Origin of the sequence: Curtobacterium sp. MCBD17_028 (assembly GCF_003234875.1) — a bacterium.
Taxonomy (GTDB): domain Bacteria; phylum Actinomycetota; class Actinomycetes; order Actinomycetales; family Microbacteriaceae; genus Curtobacterium.
Genome location: NZ_QKTQ01000004.1, coordinates 241459 through 261264, shown reverse-complemented (window position 1 = coordinate 261264; position 19806 = coordinate 241459). Strand labels below are relative to the sequence as shown.

Below are 19806 nucleotides of genomic sequence, written 5' to 3'. Positions count from 1 at the left end.
TCGGCCGATCCTCGGCGCGCCGTCCGCGGGACGACGATGATGAACGGGTCCGTTCCGGGCCTCGGGGCCCACGCGAGGAGGCCCCATGCAGCTGTACGCCGCCGATCCCGTCCGTCGTGTGCGGCAGCTGGTCGCCGACGTGGTCGCCCTCGTCGCGATCGTCCTGGCGGTCCTGCTCGGGCGCGCGGTCGGGGCGTCGATCGCCGCACTCGGTGACGTTGGCCGGCGCGTGCAGGACGCGGGTGAGGGTTTCCGCAGCACCATGTCGCGGGCGGCGGACCGCATCGCCGACCTGCCGTTCGCGGGCCGTGCCGTGAGCACGCCGTTCCGGAACGCGAGTGACGCCGCCCGGACCCTCGTCGCCGCGGGGCGCGACCAGCAGGAGGCAGCCCACCACGTCGCGGTCCTCGTCGGCGTCGTCGTGGCGGGCCTGCCCGTCCTCCTCGTCGTCGTCCTGTGGCTGCGCCGGCGGGGCGGCTTCGTGCGGCGGGCGGCCGCGGTCCGGGCGTTGCTGCGCACACCGCTCGGACTGGAAGCCCTCGCGGCACAGGCGTTGGCGCACGCGCACCCCCGCACGCTGCGTGCCGTGGAACCCACCGTGGTCGAGCGGTGGCGGGCCGGGGAGCCCGACGCGGTCCGGGTCCTCGCCACACTCGCGCTCCGCGATGCCGGGGTGCCGCTCCGGCTCCTGCCGCGCTGACGTCGACCGGAGACGCAGGGAGTCAGTGCGATCCTGGTGTGTCCACAGGAAACGCACCGAGTCCCAGAAGGATCAATGCACCAGCTCCACAGCACCACCCGTTCCACCCGATTCGTGGTCGGCGCCGCGACCGCACTCGCAGCGGCCGCACTGCTCGCCGGCTGCAGCTCGAGCACCTCCGCCGGTTCCTCCGGCTCCGCGTCGGCCTCCTCCGCATCGGGGTCGTCGTCCTCGTCGAAGCTGCCGGCGAACTTCCCGAAGGCCGTGCCCGTCGTCAAGGGTGACGTGATCGTCGCCCGCGGCAACGCCAGCGACGGCTGGAGCGCCACCGTCTCGCCGAAGGGCGGGAAGGGCTTCGCCCAGGCGGGCCAGGCACTCGCGTCTGCCGGCTTCACCAAGCAGGGCGGCGGCACCGCCACGCAGGCGACCTACACCAGCGACCGCTACACCGTGAGCATCAGCACGCCCGGCTCGTCCGTGACGTACATCATCTCGACGCGCTGACGCGCTGACGCGCTGACGCGCTGACCGGATGGAGGCCCGGAGTGGCCTCCATCCGGTCCGCTTTGCGCAAACCCCCGGACGGAGATCGCTAGACCGTCTAGCTTCATGTCATGTTGATCCCCAGCGTGTTCGACTTCGAGCCGGACCGCCTCCGCAGCTACTCGGCGTCGCGCATCGACCGGCTCCTGCAGGACCGGCCCGTCGAGTACCTGGCGCACCTGTCGGTGGCGCGGCAACTCGACACGTGGATCGCGCAGACGCTGGCGGACCCCGACCCGGACGACGAACGGTTCGACGCCGGGTTCGTTGCGGCCCTCCGCGCGGTCCGTGACGGCCTGCGCCAAGGGGACTTCACGCCGGGTGGCCTCCACGGCAGCCGCCCGAGGGACGGGGCCGGACCAGGCCCCGACCCCGACCCCGGCGCGGCGGCGGGCGGCACCCCCGGGACCTGAACCGCCTCCGCAGCTGAGCGCACTGACCGACGGCGCTCAGACCTCGCCGGCCCGAGCGCCCGCCCACAGGTCGATGCCGGCCGAGTCCACCGCGTGCTCGTCGATGGCGCGCAGCTCGTCCTCCGTGAAGGACAGGTGGTCGAGCGCCGCGACGTTCTGTTCGACCTGCTCGACCCGCGAGGCGCCGATCACTAGCGAGGTCACCCGCTCGTCGCGGAGGGCCCAGGCGAGTGCGAGCTGGGCGAGGGACTGCCCCCGAGCGGCCGCGATGTCGTGCAGCGCCCGGAGGTGACCGACGACCTCGGGCGTGATGACCGAGGGGTCGAACGAGGTGCCGGCGGCGGCGCGGGTCCCCTCGGGCACGCCGTCGAGGTACTTGCCCGTGAGCAGGCCCTGCGCGAGCGCCGTGAACCCGATGACCCCGAACCCGAGCTCGTCCGCGGCGTCGAGGAGGCCCTCGGTCTCGATCCAGCGGTTGAGCATCGAGTACGACGGCTGGTGGATGAGCAGCGGGGTGCCGAGGTCGCGGAGGATCGCCGCCGCCTGGCGGGTCCGCTCCGTGTCGTACGAGGAGATCCCGACGTAGAGCGCCTTGCCCTGACGGACAGCCGTGTCGAGCGCGGTCATGGTCTCCTCGAGCGGCGTGGAGGCGTCGAGGCGGTGCGAGTAGAAGACGTCCACGTAGTCGAGGCCCATGCGCTGCAGCGACTGGTCGAGCGATGCGAGCACGTACTTCCGACTCCCGCCGCCCTGCCCGTACGGACCCGGCCACATGTCCCAACCGGCCTTGGTCGAGATGACGAGCTCGTCCCGGTACGGGTGGAGGTCCTCCCGCATGATGCGGCCGAAGTTGATCTCCGCGGCGCCGTAGGGCGGCCCGTAGTTGTTCGCGAGGTCGTGGTGCGTGATCCCGAGGTCGAACGCCCGCCGGCTGATCGCGCGCTGGGTCTCGAACGGTCGGTCGTCACCGAAGTTGTGCCAGTACCCGAGTGAGAGCAGCGGCAGGTCGAGGCCGGACCGGCCGGTCCGGCGGAACGGCATCGAGTCGTAGCGGTCGTCACGGGCGACGTAGGTCATGGGGATGTGCCTCCGAGCGGGGTGGGGATCAGGGGTCCAGCCTCGCATGGAGGACGGTGGGGCGGGCCTCCGGACCGGTCAACGACACCTGTCGTGCACAGCGACAGGTGTAGTGTGACTGCCGGATCTTCCATCCGACCGCGACGCCGCGCCGACTCGATGACGGGGTGCCGATGGGCCACCACCAGCACAGAGAGCAGCCATCCATGCGCGCCGTCGTCTTCGAACAGTGGCAGACCTTCCCCTCGCTCACCGACGTGCCGAAGCCGGTCCCGGGACCGGGAGAGGTGCTCATCAAGGTCGCGGGCGCGGGCGCCTGCCACTCGGACGTCGCCGTCTACCGACACTTCTCCGAAGGCCAGCCCGGGGCGCAGGCGCCGGCGTTCACGCTCGGTCACGAGAACTCCGGTTGGGTCGAAGCAGTTGGCCCAGGAGTCGAGGGCTTCGCCGAGGGAGACGCCTACCTGGTGTACGGCCCGATCGGGTGCGGGCACTGCAGGGCCTGCTCGCGCGGGCAGGACACGTACTGCGAGAACGCCGCGACCATGCCGTACCTCGGCATCGGACTCGGCCGCGACGGCGGCATGGCCGAGTACGTCACGGTCCCCGCGCGGAACCTCGTACCGCTCGGGGACGCCGACCCCGTGCTCGCCGCGCCGCTCAGCGACGCCGCCCTGACGCCGTACCACGCGATCAAGAACAGCCTGCCGAACCTCGCGGGCGGGGGCCGCACCGCACTCGTCGTCGGGCTCGGCGGCCTCGGCCAGATCGCCGTGCAGATCCTCACCGCCCTCACCGGCGCGACCGTCATCGCGACGGACACCAAGGCGGACGCCATGACGCGTGCCGCCGAGCGCGGTGCGGTGACCGTCCCGGGAGGCCCGGATCAGGCCGCCAGGATCCGCGAGATCACGGGAGGCAAGGGCGTCGACGCCGCCTTCGACTTCGTCGGCGCGACGCCGACCATCGAGCTCGCCCAGGCGTCCATGGCGCAGGGAGGCCGGCTCACCGTCGTCGGGATCGCCGGTGGCGTCACGTCCTGGTCGTTCTTCTCGACGCCGTACGAGTCCACCTTGACGAACACCTACTGGGGCACGATCGAGGACCTCCACGAGGTCGTCGACATGTACCGAGCCGGTCAGATCGTGCCCGACGTGGAGCGCTTCGCGATGGACGACGCCCTGGAGGCCTACCGGCGGCTCGAGGCCGGCGAGCTGTCCGGGCGCGCGGTGGTCACGCCGAACGCCTGACGGAAGCGTGTCGGGAACTGCCGAACGGTCCTTCTACCCGACGCGAACGGGAGGCGCTCAATGCTCCGCGAACCGCTGGAGCGCGTCCACCGCGAAGCGTGGTACGCCGCTGCGCGCCAGGGCCCGCAGGAGCCCGACCTCGGTCAGCGGGGGATTCCGCATGTCGGCGGACCAGGACCGGAGCGCGTCGAGGACCGGACCGGGCAGAGGGAGGTCATGCATCGTCCTCGAACTCACTGTGCCGGCGCAGCGGTGGGACCGGACCTGGCTCGGTCCCGACGCCCTGCGTGAGCGCGGCGAGTTCTCGGAGCGCCGAGCGACGCTCGTCCTGCTCGTGCTCCTGGTCCGCGACGAGGTCGCTCAGGGCTCCCCGACGGTGTCGACCTGGCTCTTGGAACGGGGTCGCACCCGCTTCGAGGAGCGTGACCAGGGTGGGCCGGGAAACGCCGAGCAGGTCGGCGGCTTCGTGTGTCGTCAGCTGCATCCGCGACGGGATCACGGCCACCCCGTTGCCCGCGGCCAGGCTGTTCGCGACCTGTTCCACGACATCGAAGATCTCGGCCGGTATGAGGCGTTCGCGGCCGTCCGGGCTGTCCAGCTTCGCGGCGCCGCCCTCGACGACGTCGACACGTAGCCTGGATCGGTGCCGTCCTCCTCCCGGTCCCGCCCGTCCGTCACGTGCGCCGTCGCGATCGGTTCGGCGGACTGACGTGGCCGTCGACACCGCCGAGGACGTCCTCGGCGCACTCGCCCGCACCCCGGGCGACCTCGCCGCCGCTCGACGCGTCGCCCGCCGGTTCGCGGCCCTCGGTGACGGCGAGGTGGGGGCGCTGCTCTGGAGCGAGGTCGAGGACGCACGGCTCGTGGCGGTGCTGCTGCTCGTCCAGCGGTTCCGGGACGGTGACGACGCGACCAGGTCGGTCGTGGTGGAGGACTACATGGCAGCGGCCCACAGCGAGCGCGTCGACAGCGACCTCCTCGTCGAGGTCAGTGCGGAACACATCGTGGGCGCGTGGCTCGCGGACCGTCCGCGTGGCCCGCTGTTCGCGCTCGCCAAGAGCGACGTCGTCTGGGAGCGGTGCATCGCGGTCAGCGCGACCCTGGCGTTCGTGAAGCGCGGTGAGGCCGCCACCGCGCTCGACATCGTCGGCAGGCTCGTGCGGGAGCGGAACGAGCACGTGCGGCGTGCCGTGGCGCTCGTCCTGCGCGGGGTCGGCAAGTGGGCCTCGCACGACGAGCTCGTCGCGTTCCTCGAGTCGAACGCGAGCGGGATGGACCGTGCGCTGCTCAGTGCGGCGACGGAGCACCTGCCTGCGGCTGCGCAGGCGCGGTTCCGCCGGTAGGAGCGTCCGCGGGGTAGGTCCACGAACTACCGCGCTGCTGGAGGGTTCCGAGCACCCGGCGGATCTTCGGCAGGCGGTCGTGCACCTGCCAGGTGCTCCACGCACCGATCCCGACGAAGACCGCCGCGAACAGGATGCCGAGCGCGACCTGCCCGGTCACGACCATCGTCACGGCGAGGACGGCGAAGGCGCCGAACACCACGGGGTTCAACCAGCGGTCGCGGCGGAACTGTCGGTCCCACCGCTCGAACTGCGGGGTCCAGTGACGTGGGTCCGCGTCGTCAGGCACGCTCCCGGTCTTCAGCGACCGCTGCATCTCGAGGAGCTGTTCCGTCCCGCCCGCTCGCCGTCGTCGAACCGCCACGCTCACGGTCACGAACACGGACATGGGGACGGCGTAGAACAACGCGGACACGAGCTGGTCGTCGGGGTTCCGATGCGGGTGCTGGAGCGAGCTGAGCCCGTACCACAGCACGAACAGGACCACGAACGCCATCGGTGCGTAGGCCCAGAGTGGCCATCGTCGGAACAACGGCAGCATCGGTGTCTCCTTCGGGTCGGATCGACCCGATCCTGCTCTGCACTGAGGATGCGTCATCCTGCTCGTACCCCGGTTGCTCGGCCGGGTGTCAGGAGCACGGGGCCGTGCCTGAGCAGACGACCGGGAAGGGGGACGCGAGTGCTGGATGTGCCCTGCACGCACCGGGCGGCACCCGTGCTGGACGCGTACCGATGAAGTCGGCGCGGGAGGGGCCTCCCGGCCGACCGCTGCGGCACCGCCGCAGCCCGACGAGCTGGAGGAACCATGCGCGCACTCACCTGGCAGGGGACCGAGAAGGTCTCGGTCGAGACCGTCCCCGATCCCACGATCCAGGAGCCCACCGACGCGATCATCCGGATCACGTCGACGGCGATCTGCGGGTCCGACCTCCACCTGTACCGCGTGCTCGGGCCGTACATCGACAAGGGCGACGTGCTCGGCCACGAGCCCATGGGGATCGTCGAGGAGGTCGGTTCGGGCGTGACGAACCTCGCTCCGGGTGACCGCGTCGTGATCCCGTTCAACATCTCGTGCGGGCACTGCTGGATGTGCACGCACGGGCTGCAGTCGCAGTGCGAGACGACGCAGGTGAAGCAGTACGGCAGCGGTGCCGCGCTGTTCGGCTACACGAAGATGTACGGCCAGGTGCCGGGTGGGCAGGCGGAGTACCTCCGGGTGCCGCACGCCGACTACGGGCCGATCAAGGTCCCCGCGACCGGCCCCGACGACCAGTACCTGTTCCTCAGCGACATCCTCCCGACCGCGTGGCAGGGCGTGGCGTACGCCGACGTGCCCGAGGGCGGGACGCTCGCGGTGCTCGGACTCGGCCCCGTCGGGCAGTTCGCGGCCCGGATCGGCAAGCACCTCGGGTACCGCGTGCTCGCCGTCGAGCCGGAGCTCGTCCGCCGCGAGATGGCGGCGAAGTACGGTGTCGAGACGTTCGACATGTCGGACGACGTGGTGGAGCACCTCGTGGATCTCACCGACGGACGCGGGCCGGACGGCGTCGTCGACGCCGTCGGTATGGAGGCCCACGGTGACGCCGTCGCCGGGTTCGCCCAGCGGGCGGCCGGGCTGCTGCCCGACAAGCTCGCGCAGAAGGCCATCGAGACCGCGGGCGTCGACCGGCTCGTCGCGGTGCACGCGGCGATCGACCTGGTCCGGCGCGGCGGCACGGTCTCGCTCAGCGGTGTCTACGGCGGAACGGCCGACCCGATGCCGATGATGACGCTGTTCGACAAGCAGATCACGGTCCGTGAGGGACAGTGCAACGTCCGCCGCTGGCTCGACGACCTCATGCCGCTCGTCGAGGACCCGTCCGACCCGCTCGGCACGCTCGACCTGACGACGCACCGCGTGTCCCTCGAGGACGCCCCGCACATGTACGAGGTGTTCCAGAAGAAGGAGGACGGCTGCGTCAAGGTCGTCCTGACCCCCGGCGCTCCGGCATGACCCGCGTCGCCGTCGTCGGCGCCACCGGCAACGTCGGCACGGCGCTGCTGCGCCGCCTGCAGGCCGAGGAGGCCGTGACCGGCATCGTCGGCATCGCCCGACGGATCCCGGACCGGTCGGCCGACCCGTACGCCGGGGTCGAGTGGCACAGCGTCGACGTCGGCGCCGACGGTGCCGTGGCGGCCCTGACGCCGCTCCTCGAGCACGTCGACGCCGTCGTCCACCTGGCTTGGGCGCTGCAGCCGACGCACGACATCCCGACGCAGTACCGCGTCAACGTCGAGGGGACGGCCGCCGTGCTCGAAGCGGCCGCCGCCGCGGGCGTGGGGCAGGTCGTCGTGGCGTCGTCGGTCGGCACCTACCGGGCTGCGGACAAGCGGCTGCGCGTGGACGAGTCCTGGCCGGTCGACGGCATGGCCACGGCGACGTACAGCATCCACAAGGCGCTCAACGAGGCGGCCCTCGACGAGTTCGCCGACACCCACCCCGACATCGTGGTCACCCGCCTGCGCCCGGGGTTGGTCTTCCAGCAGCCGGCGGCAGCGGAGATCCGGGGGCTGTTCCTCGGGCACCTCGTCCCCATGCGCGTCGTCCGCGCGGCCCGGTGGGCGGTGCTCCCGCTCCCGGGACCGTTCGTGTTCCAGGCGGTGCATGCCGACGACCTCGCCGACGCGTACTGGCGGACGATCGACCAGCGGGCGGCCGGCGCGTTCAACATCGCCGCCGGGCCGGTGCTCACGCCACCGCGGCTCGCCGCGGTGCTCGGCATGCGTCGCGCCGTCCGGATCCCGCTCCGACTGCTCCGTGCCGTCGTCACCCTGACATGGCACCTGCGGATCCAGCCGACCGACGCCGGTTGGATCGACATCGCGGCGAACGTGCCGATCATGCGGACCGACAAGGCGCGCGAGGAGCTGGGGTGGGAGCCGCAGCACACCGCGGTCGAGGCCTTCGCCGACCTCGTCGAGGGATTCCGGCAGGGCTCGTCCGTGCCCGCGTCGGGGCCGCTCCGCGGCTGAGGGACAGCGCGGGTGCCGCGACCGGTGGCGCCTGGGAGGGGCTTGTCCCCCGTTCCCAGGAGCCATGACGGACCGGGTGTGGTGCGAGCACACTGTGGGCCGGACGACGCACACCGCGTCCGACCCGGGACGGCCCGGACGGGCCCCGAGGAGGAACCCATGAGCAACGCCGATGACGGCCGCCAGACGACACCGGCGGTCCCACTCACCAACCCGAACGACGGCGAGCACGTCCCCGAGCACCGGGCGCCGGTGGACGACCGGGGTCCCGCCGACGACGGGGCCGACCTGCACGACCGTGCCGTGGCGCACGAGGACCGCGACCGTGCCGTGGCGCACGAGGACCGGGACCGTGCCGTGGCGCACGAGGACCGGGACCGTGCGCCCTTGACCCGGCAAGAGGTCGTCGGACGCCAGAAGGAGGAGTTCGGCGGCTTCAAGTTCGGATCGGCCTTCTTCGGGTGGCTCACCGCGATGGGCACGGCCGTCATCCTCACGGCGATCCTCGGTGCGATCGGTGCCGGACTCGGCCTCGGTATCACCGGCGGGAACGCGAACCAGGTCGGCAAGGCCGCCACGTCGAACGCCGGCACCGTCGGACTCATCGGCGCCATCGCGCTCGCCGTGATCCTGTTCGTCGCCTACTACTGCGGCGGGTACGTCGCAGGGCGCATGGCACGGTTCGACGGCGTCAAGCAGGGCCTCGCCGTCTGGTTCTGGGCCGTCGCCATCGCGATCGTCGCCGCGATCGTGGTCGCGATCGCCGGGACGCAGGCGAACTTCCTCCAGCAGGTGAACGCGTTCCCGCGGATCCCCGTGGACGAGGGCAGCCTCACCGTCACCGGGATCATCACCGTCGTGGTCGCCCTCGTCCTCAGCCTGGTCGGCGCGATCGTCGGCGGTCTCGCCGGGATGCACTACCACCGCAAGGTCGATCGCGTCGGGCTGGAGCGCCCCGTCGACTGACCGGTGACCGGCTGCGATGATCGGGGCATGCCCGAGCACCGCACCCGGCCGCCCCGACACGAGGACGTCGCCCCCGTCGAGCTCGAGCCCGGCGGGGGCGACGTCCTGCTCCCCGGCGATCTCCTCGAGGGGCGGGACATCCGTGACCTCGACGTCGTGGACCGTGCCCTGACCGGACTCGTCGTCGAGGAGTGTCGCATCGGCACGCTGCGAGCCGGCGACGCGGACCTCGGCATGCTGCGTGTCCGGGACACCGTGGTGGACGTGCTCGACGCGCCCGTGTTCCGCACGCCACGGTCCACCTGGCGGTCCGTCGTGATCCGGTCCGGCCGGATCGGGTCGGCAGAGTGGTACGACTCGACGTTCGACGACGTCCGCGTCATCGGCGCCAAGCTCGGGTTCGTCAACCTGCGTGCCGCGACCCTCCGTGACGTCACGTTCGAGGACTGCACGATCGAGGAACTCGACCTCGGCGGCGTCGTGGCCGACCGCGTCGCGTTCCCGGGCTGTCGGATCCACGAGCTCTCCGCAGCGGGGTCCCGGCTCCGGGACGTCGACCTCCGAGGTGCCGACGTCGCGGTCGTGGCGGACGCGGCGGCGCTCCGCGGTGCGACCGTGTCCGAGGTTCAGTCCGCGTTGCTGGCGACCTCGTTCGCTCGCGCCCTCGGGGTCGTCGTGGACTGAGCCGAGCGCCCCTGCCCGCTGCCCACGTGCTCGTACCGGCTGGCGACGCGGTCCGCGCCGGTGAGCCCGGCCTCCCGGATCGCGCTGGCGGAACGACCCGCTGCCCGCAGGAGCGCGTCGGCCGACGCGCCCATCGTCGCGAAGCGGTCCAGGGTCCCGACGGCCGCGCTCGCGGCGAACCCCTCGTGGTCGCCGAGCGCGGTCGTGACCTCGCGCACGCCCGCGAACTGCGCGACGAGCATGCGGGCCTCGAACGGCACGTCGATGCACGCCGGGAGCTGCCCGAGGGCGATCGCGCGGGTCAGGGCGTTCCGGCAGCGCCCGACCCAGCCGAGGTAGGGCGGGGGCATCCGTGTCGGGATGAGCGGCGCCTCACGTTGCAGGCGCATGGCCGCCCGCGCGATCACGTTCGACTCCTCCTGGATCGCGACGTGGACCGTCGACCGCGCGAGTTCGTCGAGGGGTGCGTCGAGGTCGACCGGGGCCGCGGCGAACACACCGTTCTCGTACGCGATCGCGAACAGGTCGTCGACCAGGTCGGTCTTCGACGCGAAGTGGTAGCTCACGAGGCTCTTCGCGACGTCGGCGCGGGCGGCGACGGATGCGTACGAGGTGGCCTCGTACCCCCGTTCCTCGAACTCGGCGGCCGCCGCGAGCAGGATCGTCCACCGGGTGCGACGTCGCTGGTCCTCGCGGATGCCCATGGGCAGAACGGTAGCGCGGCGACGGCCGCCGCGGCAGGGTCCCCCGAACTGGGTGGGCGCTCGGACGGGATCATCCCCACGGAGGATTGCCCTGGACGACCGTCCTGTGGAATCCTTCCAGGACACGCAGCGGCTCGACCCGAGAGCTGCGGGACCGCGTGGACGTACCAGTGGGGGGACGTCCACGGCGGTCGTGGTGCCCCGCCCCGCGCGCGCCGTCCGAGTGTTCGGTACGCGCGGGGACGGGTGTCGAGCGCGCCGGGTGAACCGTGGGGTGACGCCCCCGTCCTCGGGACGCGCGATCCGTGGCGGAGCCGCGCCGGGCCTCCCGGTCGTGACGGAGCATCGCTGCCGTGCGTCGTGCTGTGGATCCCTCCGGGCACGTCGGCACCGCGCCGTTCCGTCCGGACATCGAGGGGTTCCGGGGCATCGCGGTCGCACTCGTCGTCGCGGCCCACGTGCTGGGTCGACCGGTCGGCGGGTTCGTCGGGGTCGACGTGTTCTTCGTCGTCTCCGGGTTCGTCATCACGGCGGGGTTGCTCCGGGAGGCCCGTGCGACCGGCACGGTCGACCTCGCCGCGTTCGCGCTCCGGCGGGCACGGCGCGTGCTGCCGGCCGCGGCGCTCACCGTGCTCGTCACGGTCGCCCTGGCCTGGGCCGTCGACCACCTGGCGCGGGCGAGCGCGGTCACGTGGGACGGCGTCGCCTCGATGCTCATGGTCCAGAACTGGCACCTCATCCGTGCCGCCACGGACTACTTCGGGGACAGCGGGGCGGCCTCGCCGCTACAGCACTTCTGGTCACTCGCGGTCGAGGAGCAGTTCTACGTGTTCTGGCCGTGGGTCGTCGTCGGCGCGGTCGCCCTCGGACGCCGCCGGTCCCGGCGTCCCGGTGTCCTCGCCGATCGCGGCACCAGCGAGCGGATCGTCGACCGAGTGCTGTCGATCGCACTCGGGGTGGGCTGCGCGGTGTCGTTCGCGATCGCCTGCTGGGAGACCCGGGCGAAGCCCGACTGGTCGTACTTCTCGTTCGAGTCACGCGCCTGGGAACTCGGTGTGGGAGCCGCCGCGGCGGTGGTCGAGCCACGCGTCGCCGCTCGGCTCGGTGTCGGCGCGGCGAGCGCGGTGACCGCGGCGGGGCTGGCCGCCGTGCTCCTGGCCGGGGCCGTCGACACCCCCAGCATGCCGTTCCCCGGACCGGCCGCCGCGCTCCCGGTCCTCGGCGCCGCGGGGGTGGTCCTCTGCGGCGCGACCGCAGCGTCGCGGGTGCTCGCGGTGCTCACCAACCCGGTCAGCCGAGCGGTCGGCCGTTGGTCCTACGCGCTCTACCTCTGGCACCTGCCGGTGTGGTCGTTCCTGCACGCCGTCGCACCACGCAGCCGAGCCGTCGTGCCCACGGTCGCCCTCGGGATCACCCTGGTGCTCGCCGTCCTCACCGTCCGGTTCGTCGAGCGTCCCTTCCGGTACGGGCGCACACGCCCCGGCCCCCGTCCCGCCACGCCCGGGAGGCCCGTGCGCGCCCAGCCGGGTCGGCTGCGGACCACCCGTGGCACGCTCGTCGTCGCACTCGTCTCCGCGCTCGTGCTCGCGCTGTCGGCCGCGCAGTTCGTCGCGCCGGGGCGCCTGACGGGCGTGGACGACCTGCCGGACCCGGGCCCGCAGCACGTGGCGTCCTTCCGATCCGCGACCGCGCTGCAGCGGGCGGTGCGCGCGGCGGTCGACGACGGCGCGTGGGGCGCGACCGTCCCCGACCTGGACCGGGTGAGTGCGGCGGCCGCGGCGGCTCGACGGCTGCAGGCCGACGGATGTCTCAACGACCCCGTGGGGACGACGCCGAGCACGCTGACCGCTGCGGCGACCCGCTGCACGTTCTCCGACGGTCACGCTGCGCGGACCCTGGTGGTGGTCGGCGACTCGATCGCCATCAGCTGGCTGCCGGGCATCGTCGACGCCGTCCGCGGTCGGGGCTGGCGCGTCGTCGGGATCGGCCTGGAGAGCTGCCCGGCATCGATCGTGACGACCACCGACGCGGGCCGCCGCCCCGCCTTCGCGACCTCGTGCGACGCCGCCCGGGAGGCCGCGCTCGCCGAGGTCCATCGGCTCCGGCCCGACCTGGTGGTCGCGTCCTCCGCCGCCGGCGGGTACGACCGGCAGCCCGCCGCCGCCCGGGGTCGTGTGTGGAGCGACGGCACGCGCCTCCTCGCCCGGCGCCTGACGGGTGACGGCGCCCGGGTCGTCCTGCTCGGGTCGCCACCGGAGGGGACGCCCGTCAGCGCCTGCGCGGTCCGGGTCGCCGGCCCGGCGACCTGCCTGTCGACGCCACCGGCGACGTGGGCGCCGAAGCGAGCGGCCGAGCGGCGCGCGCTGGCGGACGTGCCGCGGGCCTCCTTCGTGGACACCGCCTCGTGGTTCTGCGATCGTGCGATGCGCTGCCCGGCGGCCGTCGGCGGGATCGTCGTGCGCGCGGACGGCGGGCACCTGACCGTGGCCTACTCCGTCGCCCTGGCGCGCGTGCTCCGTGCTGCGCTGATGCAGCAGAGCCGATGACGCCCGGACCGGCGGGGCGGTCAGGGAGCAGGGATACCGTCACGTGGAGCGGCATGAAAGCCCATCACGTCCAGCGCTGCCGAAGGGTGACGTTCTCACCCACGGCCGGAGGTCGGCATGGCACGTCTGCCGTTCAGCACGAATCCCTCGCACGTCCTCGATCGGTCCGAGACCCGGAGCGGCGCGGCGACGGACGGGCGAGCGCGATGAAGCACCTCGTCCGCGGGCCGGTGTTCATCCTCGTGGCCGACGCCGTTGCTCGCACCGTGTGTGACTACGCCGATGCACTCGCTCGGAACGCCCGCACCGATCGCGTCGACGTCCCCACGTTCGACCGATGCGGCTGTGGGACGACCACGAGCGTGCACGTGGCGTCTGGCCGTCCGCTGCTCGTCCTCGACGCGGACGACGACGAACTCGGCGACGACCTCGACGGCCCCTTCGCGGCAGACACGAGAGCGTTCGTGGCGGACATCACCGCCAGGACCGCAGCCCTGGCGGGCGGAGGGACGAGCCCGTGCTGACCCGATCACCCGGCGTCGGCGCCGGAGGGGAGCGCGGCACACCAGTCGAGGGTCACGCCGTCGAGGCTCGCCTCGAGGGCGCCGGACGTGGCGTCGACGACGCTCACCAACGACGAGTCGGCCGCCCGCGTGGTGATCGCGAGGAACTGACCGTTCGGTGAGGGACAGACCGCGGTGACGCTGGCGTCGGACGGGATGTGGACCTCCAGGTCCGAGACGTGCTCCCCGTCGACGCGGACGAGTCGGGCGGCGATGGTCCCGTCCGCGCGGACGTCGCCGACGAGGCGGACGTAGGAGGAGTCCGTGAGCGCGGCGATCCGCCCCAGGTACCGCGCCCTGGTGCTCGCGGCCGGTGCCGTGAGCGCGGCCCGGTCGCCGTCGGTCAGGTCGAGCCGGACGATGGCGTCCCCGGCCTCCACGACGGCGGTCGTGCCGGCTCCCACGAAGCCGTGGACGTACGTCGCGGACCCGAGCCGCGCAGCGTCGGTCCGTCCGCTCATGTCCACGAGCACGAGGCTGTCATCGGTCGTCCTGACGAGCGCGCTCTCGGTCCGCGGGACGTACGCCCACTGGCGCACCGTCATCGGGGTGGCACCCGTGGTGGGCCTCCCGTCCGCCGCGATCGCGGTCGGCATGTGCGTGCCGGTGAGGTCGACGTCGTAGAGCCCGACGTCCTGCGAGCGACCCGTCGTCGTGTCGGCGTACACGAAGCCGAACGACGCGCCGTCGTCGGCGGCGTGGAGCGCCGACGCGTGCCCCCGTGCGCTGGGCATGGTGATGTGCTCGACCGGGACGGCCGGGTCCTGCCGCCCGTCGGCGAGCGGCACGATGTCGATGCTCGAGGTGCCGTCGGCCGTGTCGCTGAGCACGACGAGGGACCGGGCGAGGCGTGCGAACCCGGTGATGCCGGTGCCCTGGAACACGGTGTCCGTGCCCCCGGTGGCGAGGCCACGGCTGACGATGCGATCGTGTGCACCGTTCGTGCCCGGGACGAGCGCGAGGACGTCGGTGGTGCCCGTGTGGATGGTCGTGCGCAGGTCGGACGTCGCGGCTTGCCCCGGCGCCCGGACGTGCCGCACGACGACCGCGTAGGTGCGGTCGTACGCCAACGGGCCGTCGAACTGCACCGCGACCGTGTTCCCGCTCGAGGTCACCGTGTGCGCTGCGGCGGGGGACACGACGACGTCGGACGGTGCGACCCGCTGCAGTGCCTGGTTCGCGGTGAGGATCAGGCGCTGCGCGGGACGGGAGACGAGGTCGGTCGCCGAGTACGACACGGAGCGGAGGCGCGGGCCCTGATGCGACCCGACGATCGCCGCCAGGGCTCCGATCAGCGCGAGCACCGCGACGACCGCGACGAAACGGCGTCGGAGGGGGCGGCCGGGGGCAGGAGTACCGCGGACGTCAGTACTCATACGGATCCGATGGTCGCTGCACCTGCTCGACCGTGGCGGCGCGGATCACCAGCGGTACGTCGGACCCGGCGTCCGGGTTCGCCGCGAGCGCGCCGGACACCGTCACCCACTGGTTCGCCGCCGGCACGGATCCGTCCGTGACCACGCCCACGCCGACGGGCTGGGCGTCGACGGCACAACAGCTGATCACGAACCGGGTCAGCGTGAAGCCGCCGTCCGTGTCGGGCACGACGAACCCCGTGAGGCGGAGGCGCTTCCCGACGAGGGCGCTCGTGTCCGTCGTCTGACGGATGAGCGCGGCCCAGTCCTTCACGCCGTACTCCGACGTGTCGACGGAGCCGCTGCCGAGCAACGCGACGGCGCCGCCGGAGCCCGTGGCGGTCGAGAGGCTGCCCGAGTCGACGCTGCGCTGCTGGGCCGTCCGCGCCGACAGCGTCGTCGGCGGGAGCACGAACATCGCCGTGCTGATGCCGACCGTGACGACCACTGCGACGGCGACCGCCACGACGCGCAGGGACCGTGCAGCACCCCGCCCGCTGCTGCCGTCGGGCACGACCGTCACGTCGTCCCCGTGCCCATGACCCCGTTCGAGGTGTGGGTGCGCGCTCTGCCGTGCGACCGCCGACAGACCGGCCGCGGCGGCGACGACCGCGATGGCGGCGAGCACCATCGTGAACACCCCGTACCGCGGATTGATGTAGAGGTCGAGATGACCGGCCGCTCCGAGCCAGAGTGTGGCGACGGCGAGCGCGAGCACCGAGCCGAGCCCGAACAGCACCCGTCGACGTTCAGACGAGGACATCCATCACCAACCCCACCGATGCGGCGAACAGGACGCAGATGACGGCGAGTGTGCCGATGAACCGGGTGCGGAAGGTGGTGCGGAGCAGCGCGATCATCTTGACGTCGATGATCGGCCCGATGAGCAGGAACGCCGTGATCGACCCGGGCAGGAACGTCGAGGCGAACGAGAGCGCGAAGAAGGCGTCGACGTTCGAGCAGAGCGACACCGTCATCGCCAACAGCATCATCGCCAGGACCGACAGCACCGGGTCGCTGCCGATCGCGATGAGCGTGCTCCGGGGCACCGCGACCTGGATCGCGGCGGCGACCGCTGCCCCGACGAACAGCGCGGGCATCATCGTCGCCGTCTCGCCGCCGAAGTGCGATGCGCTCTCCGCCCACCGGCTCCCACGCGCCTGCCCGCCGGCCTCCACACGGCACCGGGCCTCGAACGCGGGCACCAGGAGCTCGGAGGGTCGGCGGTGCGCTGCGACGACCCATCCGACGACGTTCGCCACGACGAAGCCGCCGATGATCCGGACGGGCAGGATCCATCCCGACCACCCGAACGCCTGCGCCGTGCTGACGATGACGAGCGGGTTGAGGATCGGCGCCGCGACGAGGAACGTCGTCGCCTCCGCTGGCGAGAACCCGCGCAGCATCAACCCTCGCGCCAACGGGACGTTCCCGCACTCGCACACCGGGAAGAGCATGCCGATCAGGGAGATCACCGCCCGACGCGGGACCGGGCGTGCCGGCAGGACCCGTTCCAGCACGCCGTGCGGCACCCACACCTCGACGACGATGGACAGGAGGATCCCCAGCACCACGAACGGCAGCGACTCGACCACGACGCTGATCGCGAGCGTCAGGAAGTCCTGCAGCTCGTCGGGCAGCCCGGCCGTGCTGTCGCCGGTGGTGACCACCCGCGCGGCGAGGAGCGCACCGACGAGCACGAGCACGAGCACGGGGCCCGAGCCGGCCCGGGACCGGGACCGCGACCGGGGGACGCGGACGGGGGAACTCGTCACCGGGTCAGGATAGGCAGGCGGGCCATCCCGGCTCGGCAGAACCGCGGGCGGGCCGGACTCCGGCCGGCCCGGTGCTACCGCGACGTGGGCGGGTCGTGGTCGACGATCCGGTCGAGCCACTCGGCGAGCACGCCCCGTTCGGCCGACGAGAGTGCGCCGAGCTCGTCGATGGAGGCGCGGAGGGTGATGGCGGCGGTCCGGACACCGGACGTGCCTCGGGGACCCTCGTCAGCCGGCTCCGGAGCCAGGACCTGCGTCATGACGGCGTCGAAGACGACGTCGGCCAACCGCGGGTCGCGCTCGTCCGCCGGCTCGTCCAGGATGGCGAGCACGGCGCCCAAGCCGGCCGCGTGCATGAGCCGGACCGCGTCCCGCTCGCGCACCGCGAGCCTCCCGGCCGCGGCGACCCGACGGAGGCGCTCCTCGAGCAGCCGGATCCCGGCGGCGACCGCGGGGGAGTCCCGCCCTCGACGCGGGTCGCTCATGATCACGAACAGGTCCGGGTTGGCGAGTCCGAAGGCGATGGTCATCGCCCACCCCGCGCGGAGGTCCGCGACGGGGTCGACACCGGTGACCGCGTCGACGGCTGCCGCCTTCGTCGCGCTGAACGTGGTCATCGCGTGCTCGGCGACCGCGTCGAGCAACCCGTCCTTGTCGCCGAAGAGCCGGTAGATCGTCGGAGCCTGGACGCCAGCTCGCTCGGCCACCGCTCTCGTGGTGACAGCGACGGCGCCTTCGTCGTGCAGGAGCTCGGCGGCTGCGGTCATGATGCGCATCCGCACGTCGAGGCGGGGCTCGGGGGCGTCGTCCACGTATCGACGATAACGCGCCGTTGCTTCCGACGTGATCCTGTTGCTACGGTGGTGGTGTTTCCACTGATACTAACAAAGCGTTTCCATCGATATGAGAGGGATCCACCATGATCACCATCACCGGGGCGACCGGCGCCCTGAACGGCGCGACCGTCGACCACCTGCTCCAGCACCTCCCCGCGTCGGAACTGACCGTCGTCACGCGCGACCCGGCGAGGGCCGCACGCTTCGCCGAGCGCGGCGTGACGGTCCGCCAGGGCGACTACGACGATCCGGCGGGGCTGCCGGCGGCCTTCGCCGGCGCGGACCACTTGCTCCTGGTCTCGTCGAACGACCCGGCGGGCGACACGATCAGCCAACACCGGAACGCCGTGGAGGCAGCGATCACCGCCGGGGTCGGGCACGTGCTCTACACCAGCCATCAGGGTGCCGGAGCAGCGTCGCCGTTCGTGCCGGCGCGACACCACGCTGCGACCGAGGACATGCTCGCGTCGTCCGGGCTGCCCTGGACGTCGCTCCGGAACGGCTTCTACGCCCACAGCCTGCAGTGGCTCCTGGGACCGTGGCAGCGGACCGGCGTGGTGTCGATCCCGGCCGACGGTCCGGTGTCGTGGACCGCGCGCGAGGACGCGGCCGAGGCGGCCGCAGCGATCCTGCTGCTCGACGAACCCGTCGAGGGCCCCGTGACCATCACCGCTCCGGAGGCGCCGACGTTCGCCGACCTCACCCGGTCCGCCTCGGACCTCGTCGGGAACGAGGTCCGGTTCGAGGTCGTCGATGACGACGTCTGGGTCGAGCGTGCCGTGGCCGGTGGACAGCAGGAGCCGATGGTGCGGTTCCTGCTCGGCATGTACCTGGCGGCGGAACAGGGGTGGTTCGCGGGGACGGACCCGATGCTCGGGGAGCTCCTGGGCCGCGCGCCGAGGTCCGCGCAGGACGTGCTCCGGGAGGTCGTCACCGGTCGGTGCGCGAGGACGGGAGAGCCCGGGACGGACGCCATCCGTCCGGGCAGGCCATGATCGGGACCATGTCCGACATCGACGTCACCAAGCACGCGCTCGTCGTCCGCGGCGGCTGGCCCGGCCACCATCCCGTCGCGGCGACGGACGCGTTCCTCCCGTTCCTCCGCGACACGGGGTACGAGGTGCGGATCGAGGACGACCCGGAGGTCTACGCCGACGAGTCCGTGATGGCTGCGGTCGACCTCGTCCTGCAGTGCGTGTCGATGGGCACCGCGAGTGATGCGGCCGTCCGGGGCCTCGCCGCCGCCGTCGAGCGGGGCACGGGGTTGGCGGGCTGGCACGGCGGCGTCGTGGACTCCTTCCGGGCGAGCGCCGACTACCTGCACCTCGTCGGCGGGCAGTTCGCCACGCACCCGGGCAAACCGGTCGCTGATCGGCGGGACGACGGCGCCGACTTCTTCATCGAGCACCAGATCGTCATCGCGCCGGATCGCCGGGACCACCCGATCGTCGCCGGGCTCGACGACTTCACGCTGACCACCGAGCAGTACTGGGTGCTGACCGACGGCGCCTCGGACGTGCTGGCCACGACGACCCTGGCGGCGCGGCCGGGCGACCCGTGGCACCGACCGGTGACGTGTCCCGCGGTGTGGACCCGCGAGTGGGGTGCCGGACGGGTGTTCGTCGCGACACCGGGCCACGACCCCGAGGTCCTCGCGCACCCGAGCGTCCGGACCATCGTCGAGCGCGGCATCCGGTGGGCGAGCCGGTGACGAACGGGCGGCGGCAGGGAGCGGTCAGGCCCCGTCCTCGTCCCGCGGCGTGACCTCGGCATGGTCGTCCGCCCGGCTCTCCTGCTTGAGGATCCGCAGCGACGCGCCGAGGCCCTTCGCGAGCGCAGGCAGCCGGGTGGCGCCGAACAGCAGGACCACCACGCCGACGATGATGAGCAGGTGGAGTCCCGTGAGGCCCATGAACACAGGCGTTCCCTTCCGGTCAGCGGACGCGGCGGTCGCGCCGGGTCCTGCACGACGGTAGGTC

Annotated in this window: 23 protein-coding genes; 13 read left to right on the top strand and 10 right to left on the bottom strand. The window is 72.6% G+C overall.

Annotation, left to right across the window (positions count from 1 at the left end; translation table 11 throughout):
- Window positions 1-85: 85 nt before the first annotated feature.
- The 3 genes from DEI86_RS07460 to DEI86_RS07450 all read left to right on the top strand — a co-directional run bounded on the left by DEI86_RS07460 (window position 86) and on the right by DEI86_RS07450 (window position 1656).
- Complete coding sequence (locus DEI86_RS07460) at window positions 86-700, top strand: hypothetical protein (protein ID WP_111036249.1); 615 nt, start codon at window positions 86-88, stop codon at window positions 698-700.
- A 75-nt stretch (window positions 701-775) separates the two neighbouring features.
- Window positions 776-1204: a hypothetical protein gene (locus DEI86_RS07455; RefSeq protein ID WP_111036248.1), complete on the top strand. Its 429-nt coding sequence runs from the start codon at window positions 776-778 to the stop codon at window positions 1202-1204.
- A gap of 110 nt (window positions 1205-1314) precedes the next feature.
- Window positions 1315-1656: a hypothetical protein gene (locus DEI86_RS07450; RefSeq protein ID WP_111049174.1), complete on the top strand. Its 342-nt coding sequence runs from the start codon at window positions 1315-1317 to the stop codon at window positions 1654-1656.
- A gap of 36 nt (window positions 1657-1692) precedes the next feature.
- Here the strand turns inward: DEI86_RS07450 and mgrA are convergent, their stop codons facing one another.
- Entirely contained in the window at window positions 1693-2733 is a 1041-nt protein-coding gene (mgrA, locus tag DEI86_RS07445; protein ID WP_111010609.1) for an L-glyceraldehyde 3-phosphate reductase, read from the bottom strand.
- Between the two features lie 206 nt (window positions 2734-2939).
- On the opposite strand from mgrA, the gene DEI86_RS07440 reads away from it, so the two are divergent.
- A complete protein-coding gene (locus DEI86_RS07440) occupies window positions 2940-3983 on the top strand; it encodes an NAD(P)-dependent alcohol dehydrogenase (RefSeq protein ID WP_111036246.1) in 1044 nt (347 codons plus the stop codon).
- Between the two features lie 57 nt (window positions 3984-4040).
- Here DEI86_RS07440 and DEI86_RS16505 read toward each other — a convergent pair whose 3' ends face one another.
- A complete protein-coding gene (locus DEI86_RS16505) occupies window positions 4041-4205 on the bottom strand; it encodes a hypothetical protein (protein ID WP_181435131.1) in 165 nt (54 codons plus the stop codon).
- Window positions 4198-4527 carry an excisionase family DNA-binding protein gene (locus tag DEI86_RS07435; RefSeq protein WP_220038496.1) on the bottom strand — a complete coding sequence of 110 codons (330 nt, stop codon included), beginning with the start codon at window positions 4525-4527 and terminating at the stop codon, window positions 4198-4200. The genes DEI86_RS16505 and DEI86_RS07435 overlap by 8 nt, the downstream gene beginning before the upstream one ends.
- A gap of 166 nt (window positions 4528-4693) precedes the next feature.
- Here DEI86_RS07435 and DEI86_RS07430 point away from each other — a divergent pair, with 166 nt between their 5' ends.
- On the top strand, window positions 4694-5326 hold the full coding sequence (locus DEI86_RS07430; RefSeq protein ID WP_181439725.1) for a DNA alkylation repair protein: 633 nt from the start codon (window positions 4694-4696) through the stop codon (window positions 5324-5326).
- Here the strand turns inward: DEI86_RS07430 and DEI86_RS07425 are convergent.
- The gene (locus DEI86_RS07425; RefSeq protein ID WP_111049172.1) at window positions 5271-5867 is read right to left on the bottom strand and encodes a hypothetical protein; all 597 of its coding nucleotides are present in this window, start codon (window positions 5865-5867) and stop codon (window positions 5271-5273) included. The two genes, DEI86_RS07430 and DEI86_RS07425, sit on opposite strands and share 56 nt — an antisense overlap.
- Before the next feature lie 264 nt (window positions 5868-6131).
- On the opposite strand from DEI86_RS07425, the gene DEI86_RS07420 reads away from it, so the two are divergent.
- From DEI86_RS07420 to DEI86_RS07405, 4 genes are all read left to right on the top strand, one after another.
- Window positions 6132-7319: a zinc-dependent alcohol dehydrogenase gene (locus DEI86_RS07420; protein WP_111010613.1), complete on the top strand. Its 1188-nt coding sequence runs from the start codon at window positions 6132-6134 to the stop codon at window positions 7317-7319.
- The gene (locus DEI86_RS07415) at window positions 7316-8338 is read left to right on the top strand and encodes an NAD-dependent epimerase/dehydratase family protein (RefSeq protein WP_111010614.1); all 1023 of its coding nucleotides are present in this window, start codon (window positions 7316-7318) and stop codon (window positions 8336-8338) included. Before DEI86_RS07420 ends, DEI86_RS07415 begins: the two co-directional genes overlap by 4 nt.
- 159 nt (window positions 8339-8497) lie before the next feature.
- Window positions 8498-9304, top strand: a complete 807-nt coding sequence (locus DEI86_RS07410) for a hypothetical protein (protein WP_111049171.1) — start codon at window positions 8498-8500, stop codon at window positions 9302-9304.
- A gap of 27 nt (window positions 9305-9331) precedes the next feature.
- Window positions 9332-9988 (top strand): pentapeptide repeat-containing protein, encoded by a 657-nt coding sequence (locus DEI86_RS07405; RefSeq protein WP_111025824.1) that lies wholly within the window; start codon window positions 9332-9334, stop codon window positions 9986-9988.
- On the opposite strand, the gene DEI86_RS07400 is transcribed toward DEI86_RS07405, so the two are convergent.
- Window positions 9931-10692, bottom strand: a complete 762-nt coding sequence (locus DEI86_RS07400; protein WP_111049170.1) for a TetR/AcrR family transcriptional regulator — start codon at window positions 10690-10692, stop codon at window positions 9931-9933. The genes DEI86_RS07405 and DEI86_RS07400 overlap by 58 nt on opposite strands.
- A gap of 353 nt (window positions 10693-11045) precedes the next feature.
- Here DEI86_RS07400 and DEI86_RS07395 point away from each other — a divergent pair, with 353 nt between their 5' ends.
- Together DEI86_RS07395 and DEI86_RS07390 are read left to right on the top strand one after the other, a co-directional pair.
- On the top strand, window positions 11046-13238 hold the full coding sequence (locus tag DEI86_RS07395) for an acyltransferase family protein (protein ID WP_111049169.1): 2193 nt from the start codon (window positions 11046-11048) through the stop codon (window positions 13236-13238).
- Window positions 13239-13444: 206 nt separating this feature from the next.
- On the top strand, window positions 13445-13762 hold the full coding sequence (locus DEI86_RS07390) for a hypothetical protein (RefSeq protein WP_111049168.1): 318 nt from the start codon (window positions 13445-13447) through the stop codon (window positions 13760-13762).
- Between the two features lie 5 nt (window positions 13763-13767).
- Here DEI86_RS07390 and DEI86_RS07385 read toward each other — a convergent pair whose 3' ends face one another.
- The 4 genes from DEI86_RS07385 to DEI86_RS07370 all read right to left on the bottom strand — a co-directional run bounded on the left by DEI86_RS07385 (window position 13768) and on the right by DEI86_RS07370 (window position 17803).
- On the bottom strand, window positions 13768-15177 hold the full coding sequence (locus tag DEI86_RS07385) for a hypothetical protein (protein ID WP_146244878.1): 1410 nt from the start codon (window positions 15175-15177) through the stop codon (window positions 13768-13770).
- Window positions 15167-15979 carry a TIGR03943 family putative permease subunit gene (locus DEI86_RS07380; protein ID WP_111049166.1) on the bottom strand — a complete coding sequence of 271 codons (813 nt, stop codon included), beginning with the start codon at window positions 15977-15979 and terminating at the stop codon, window positions 15167-15169. Before DEI86_RS07380 ends, DEI86_RS07385 begins: the two co-directional genes overlap by 11 nt.
- Window positions 15966-16991 carry a permease gene (locus DEI86_RS07375; RefSeq protein WP_181436067.1) on the bottom strand — a complete coding sequence of 342 codons (1026 nt, stop codon included), beginning with the start codon at window positions 16989-16991 and terminating at the stop codon, window positions 15966-15968. Before DEI86_RS07375 ends, DEI86_RS07380 begins: the two co-directional genes overlap by 14 nt.
- A gap of 74 nt (window positions 16992-17065) precedes the next feature.
- Window positions 17066-17803 (bottom strand): TetR/AcrR family transcriptional regulator, encoded by a 738-nt coding sequence (locus DEI86_RS07370; RefSeq protein WP_258372267.1) that lies wholly within the window; start codon window positions 17801-17803, stop codon window positions 17066-17068.
- A 107-nt stretch (window positions 17804-17910) separates the two neighbouring features.
- On the opposite strand from DEI86_RS07370, the gene DEI86_RS07365 reads away from it, so the two are divergent.
- Together DEI86_RS07365 and DEI86_RS07360 are read left to right on the top strand one after the other, a co-directional pair.
- Complete coding sequence (locus tag DEI86_RS07365; RefSeq protein ID WP_111049165.1) at window positions 17911-18822, top strand: NAD(P)H-binding protein; 912 nt, start codon at window positions 17911-17913, stop codon at window positions 18820-18822.
- A gap of 8 nt (window positions 18823-18830) precedes the next feature.
- Window positions 18831-19538 (top strand): ThuA domain-containing protein, encoded by a 708-nt coding sequence (locus DEI86_RS07360; RefSeq protein ID WP_111049226.1) that lies wholly within the window; start codon window positions 18831-18833, stop codon window positions 19536-19538.
- Window positions 19539-19562: 24 nt separating this feature from the next.
- Here the strand turns inward: DEI86_RS07360 and DEI86_RS07355 are convergent, their stop codons facing one another.
- Window positions 19563-19739 (bottom strand): twin-arginine translocase TatA/TatE family subunit, encoded by a 177-nt coding sequence (locus DEI86_RS07355; protein ID WP_258368642.1) that lies wholly within the window; start codon window positions 19737-19739, stop codon window positions 19563-19565.
- Between the last annotated feature and the right edge of the window lie 67 nt (window positions 19740-19806).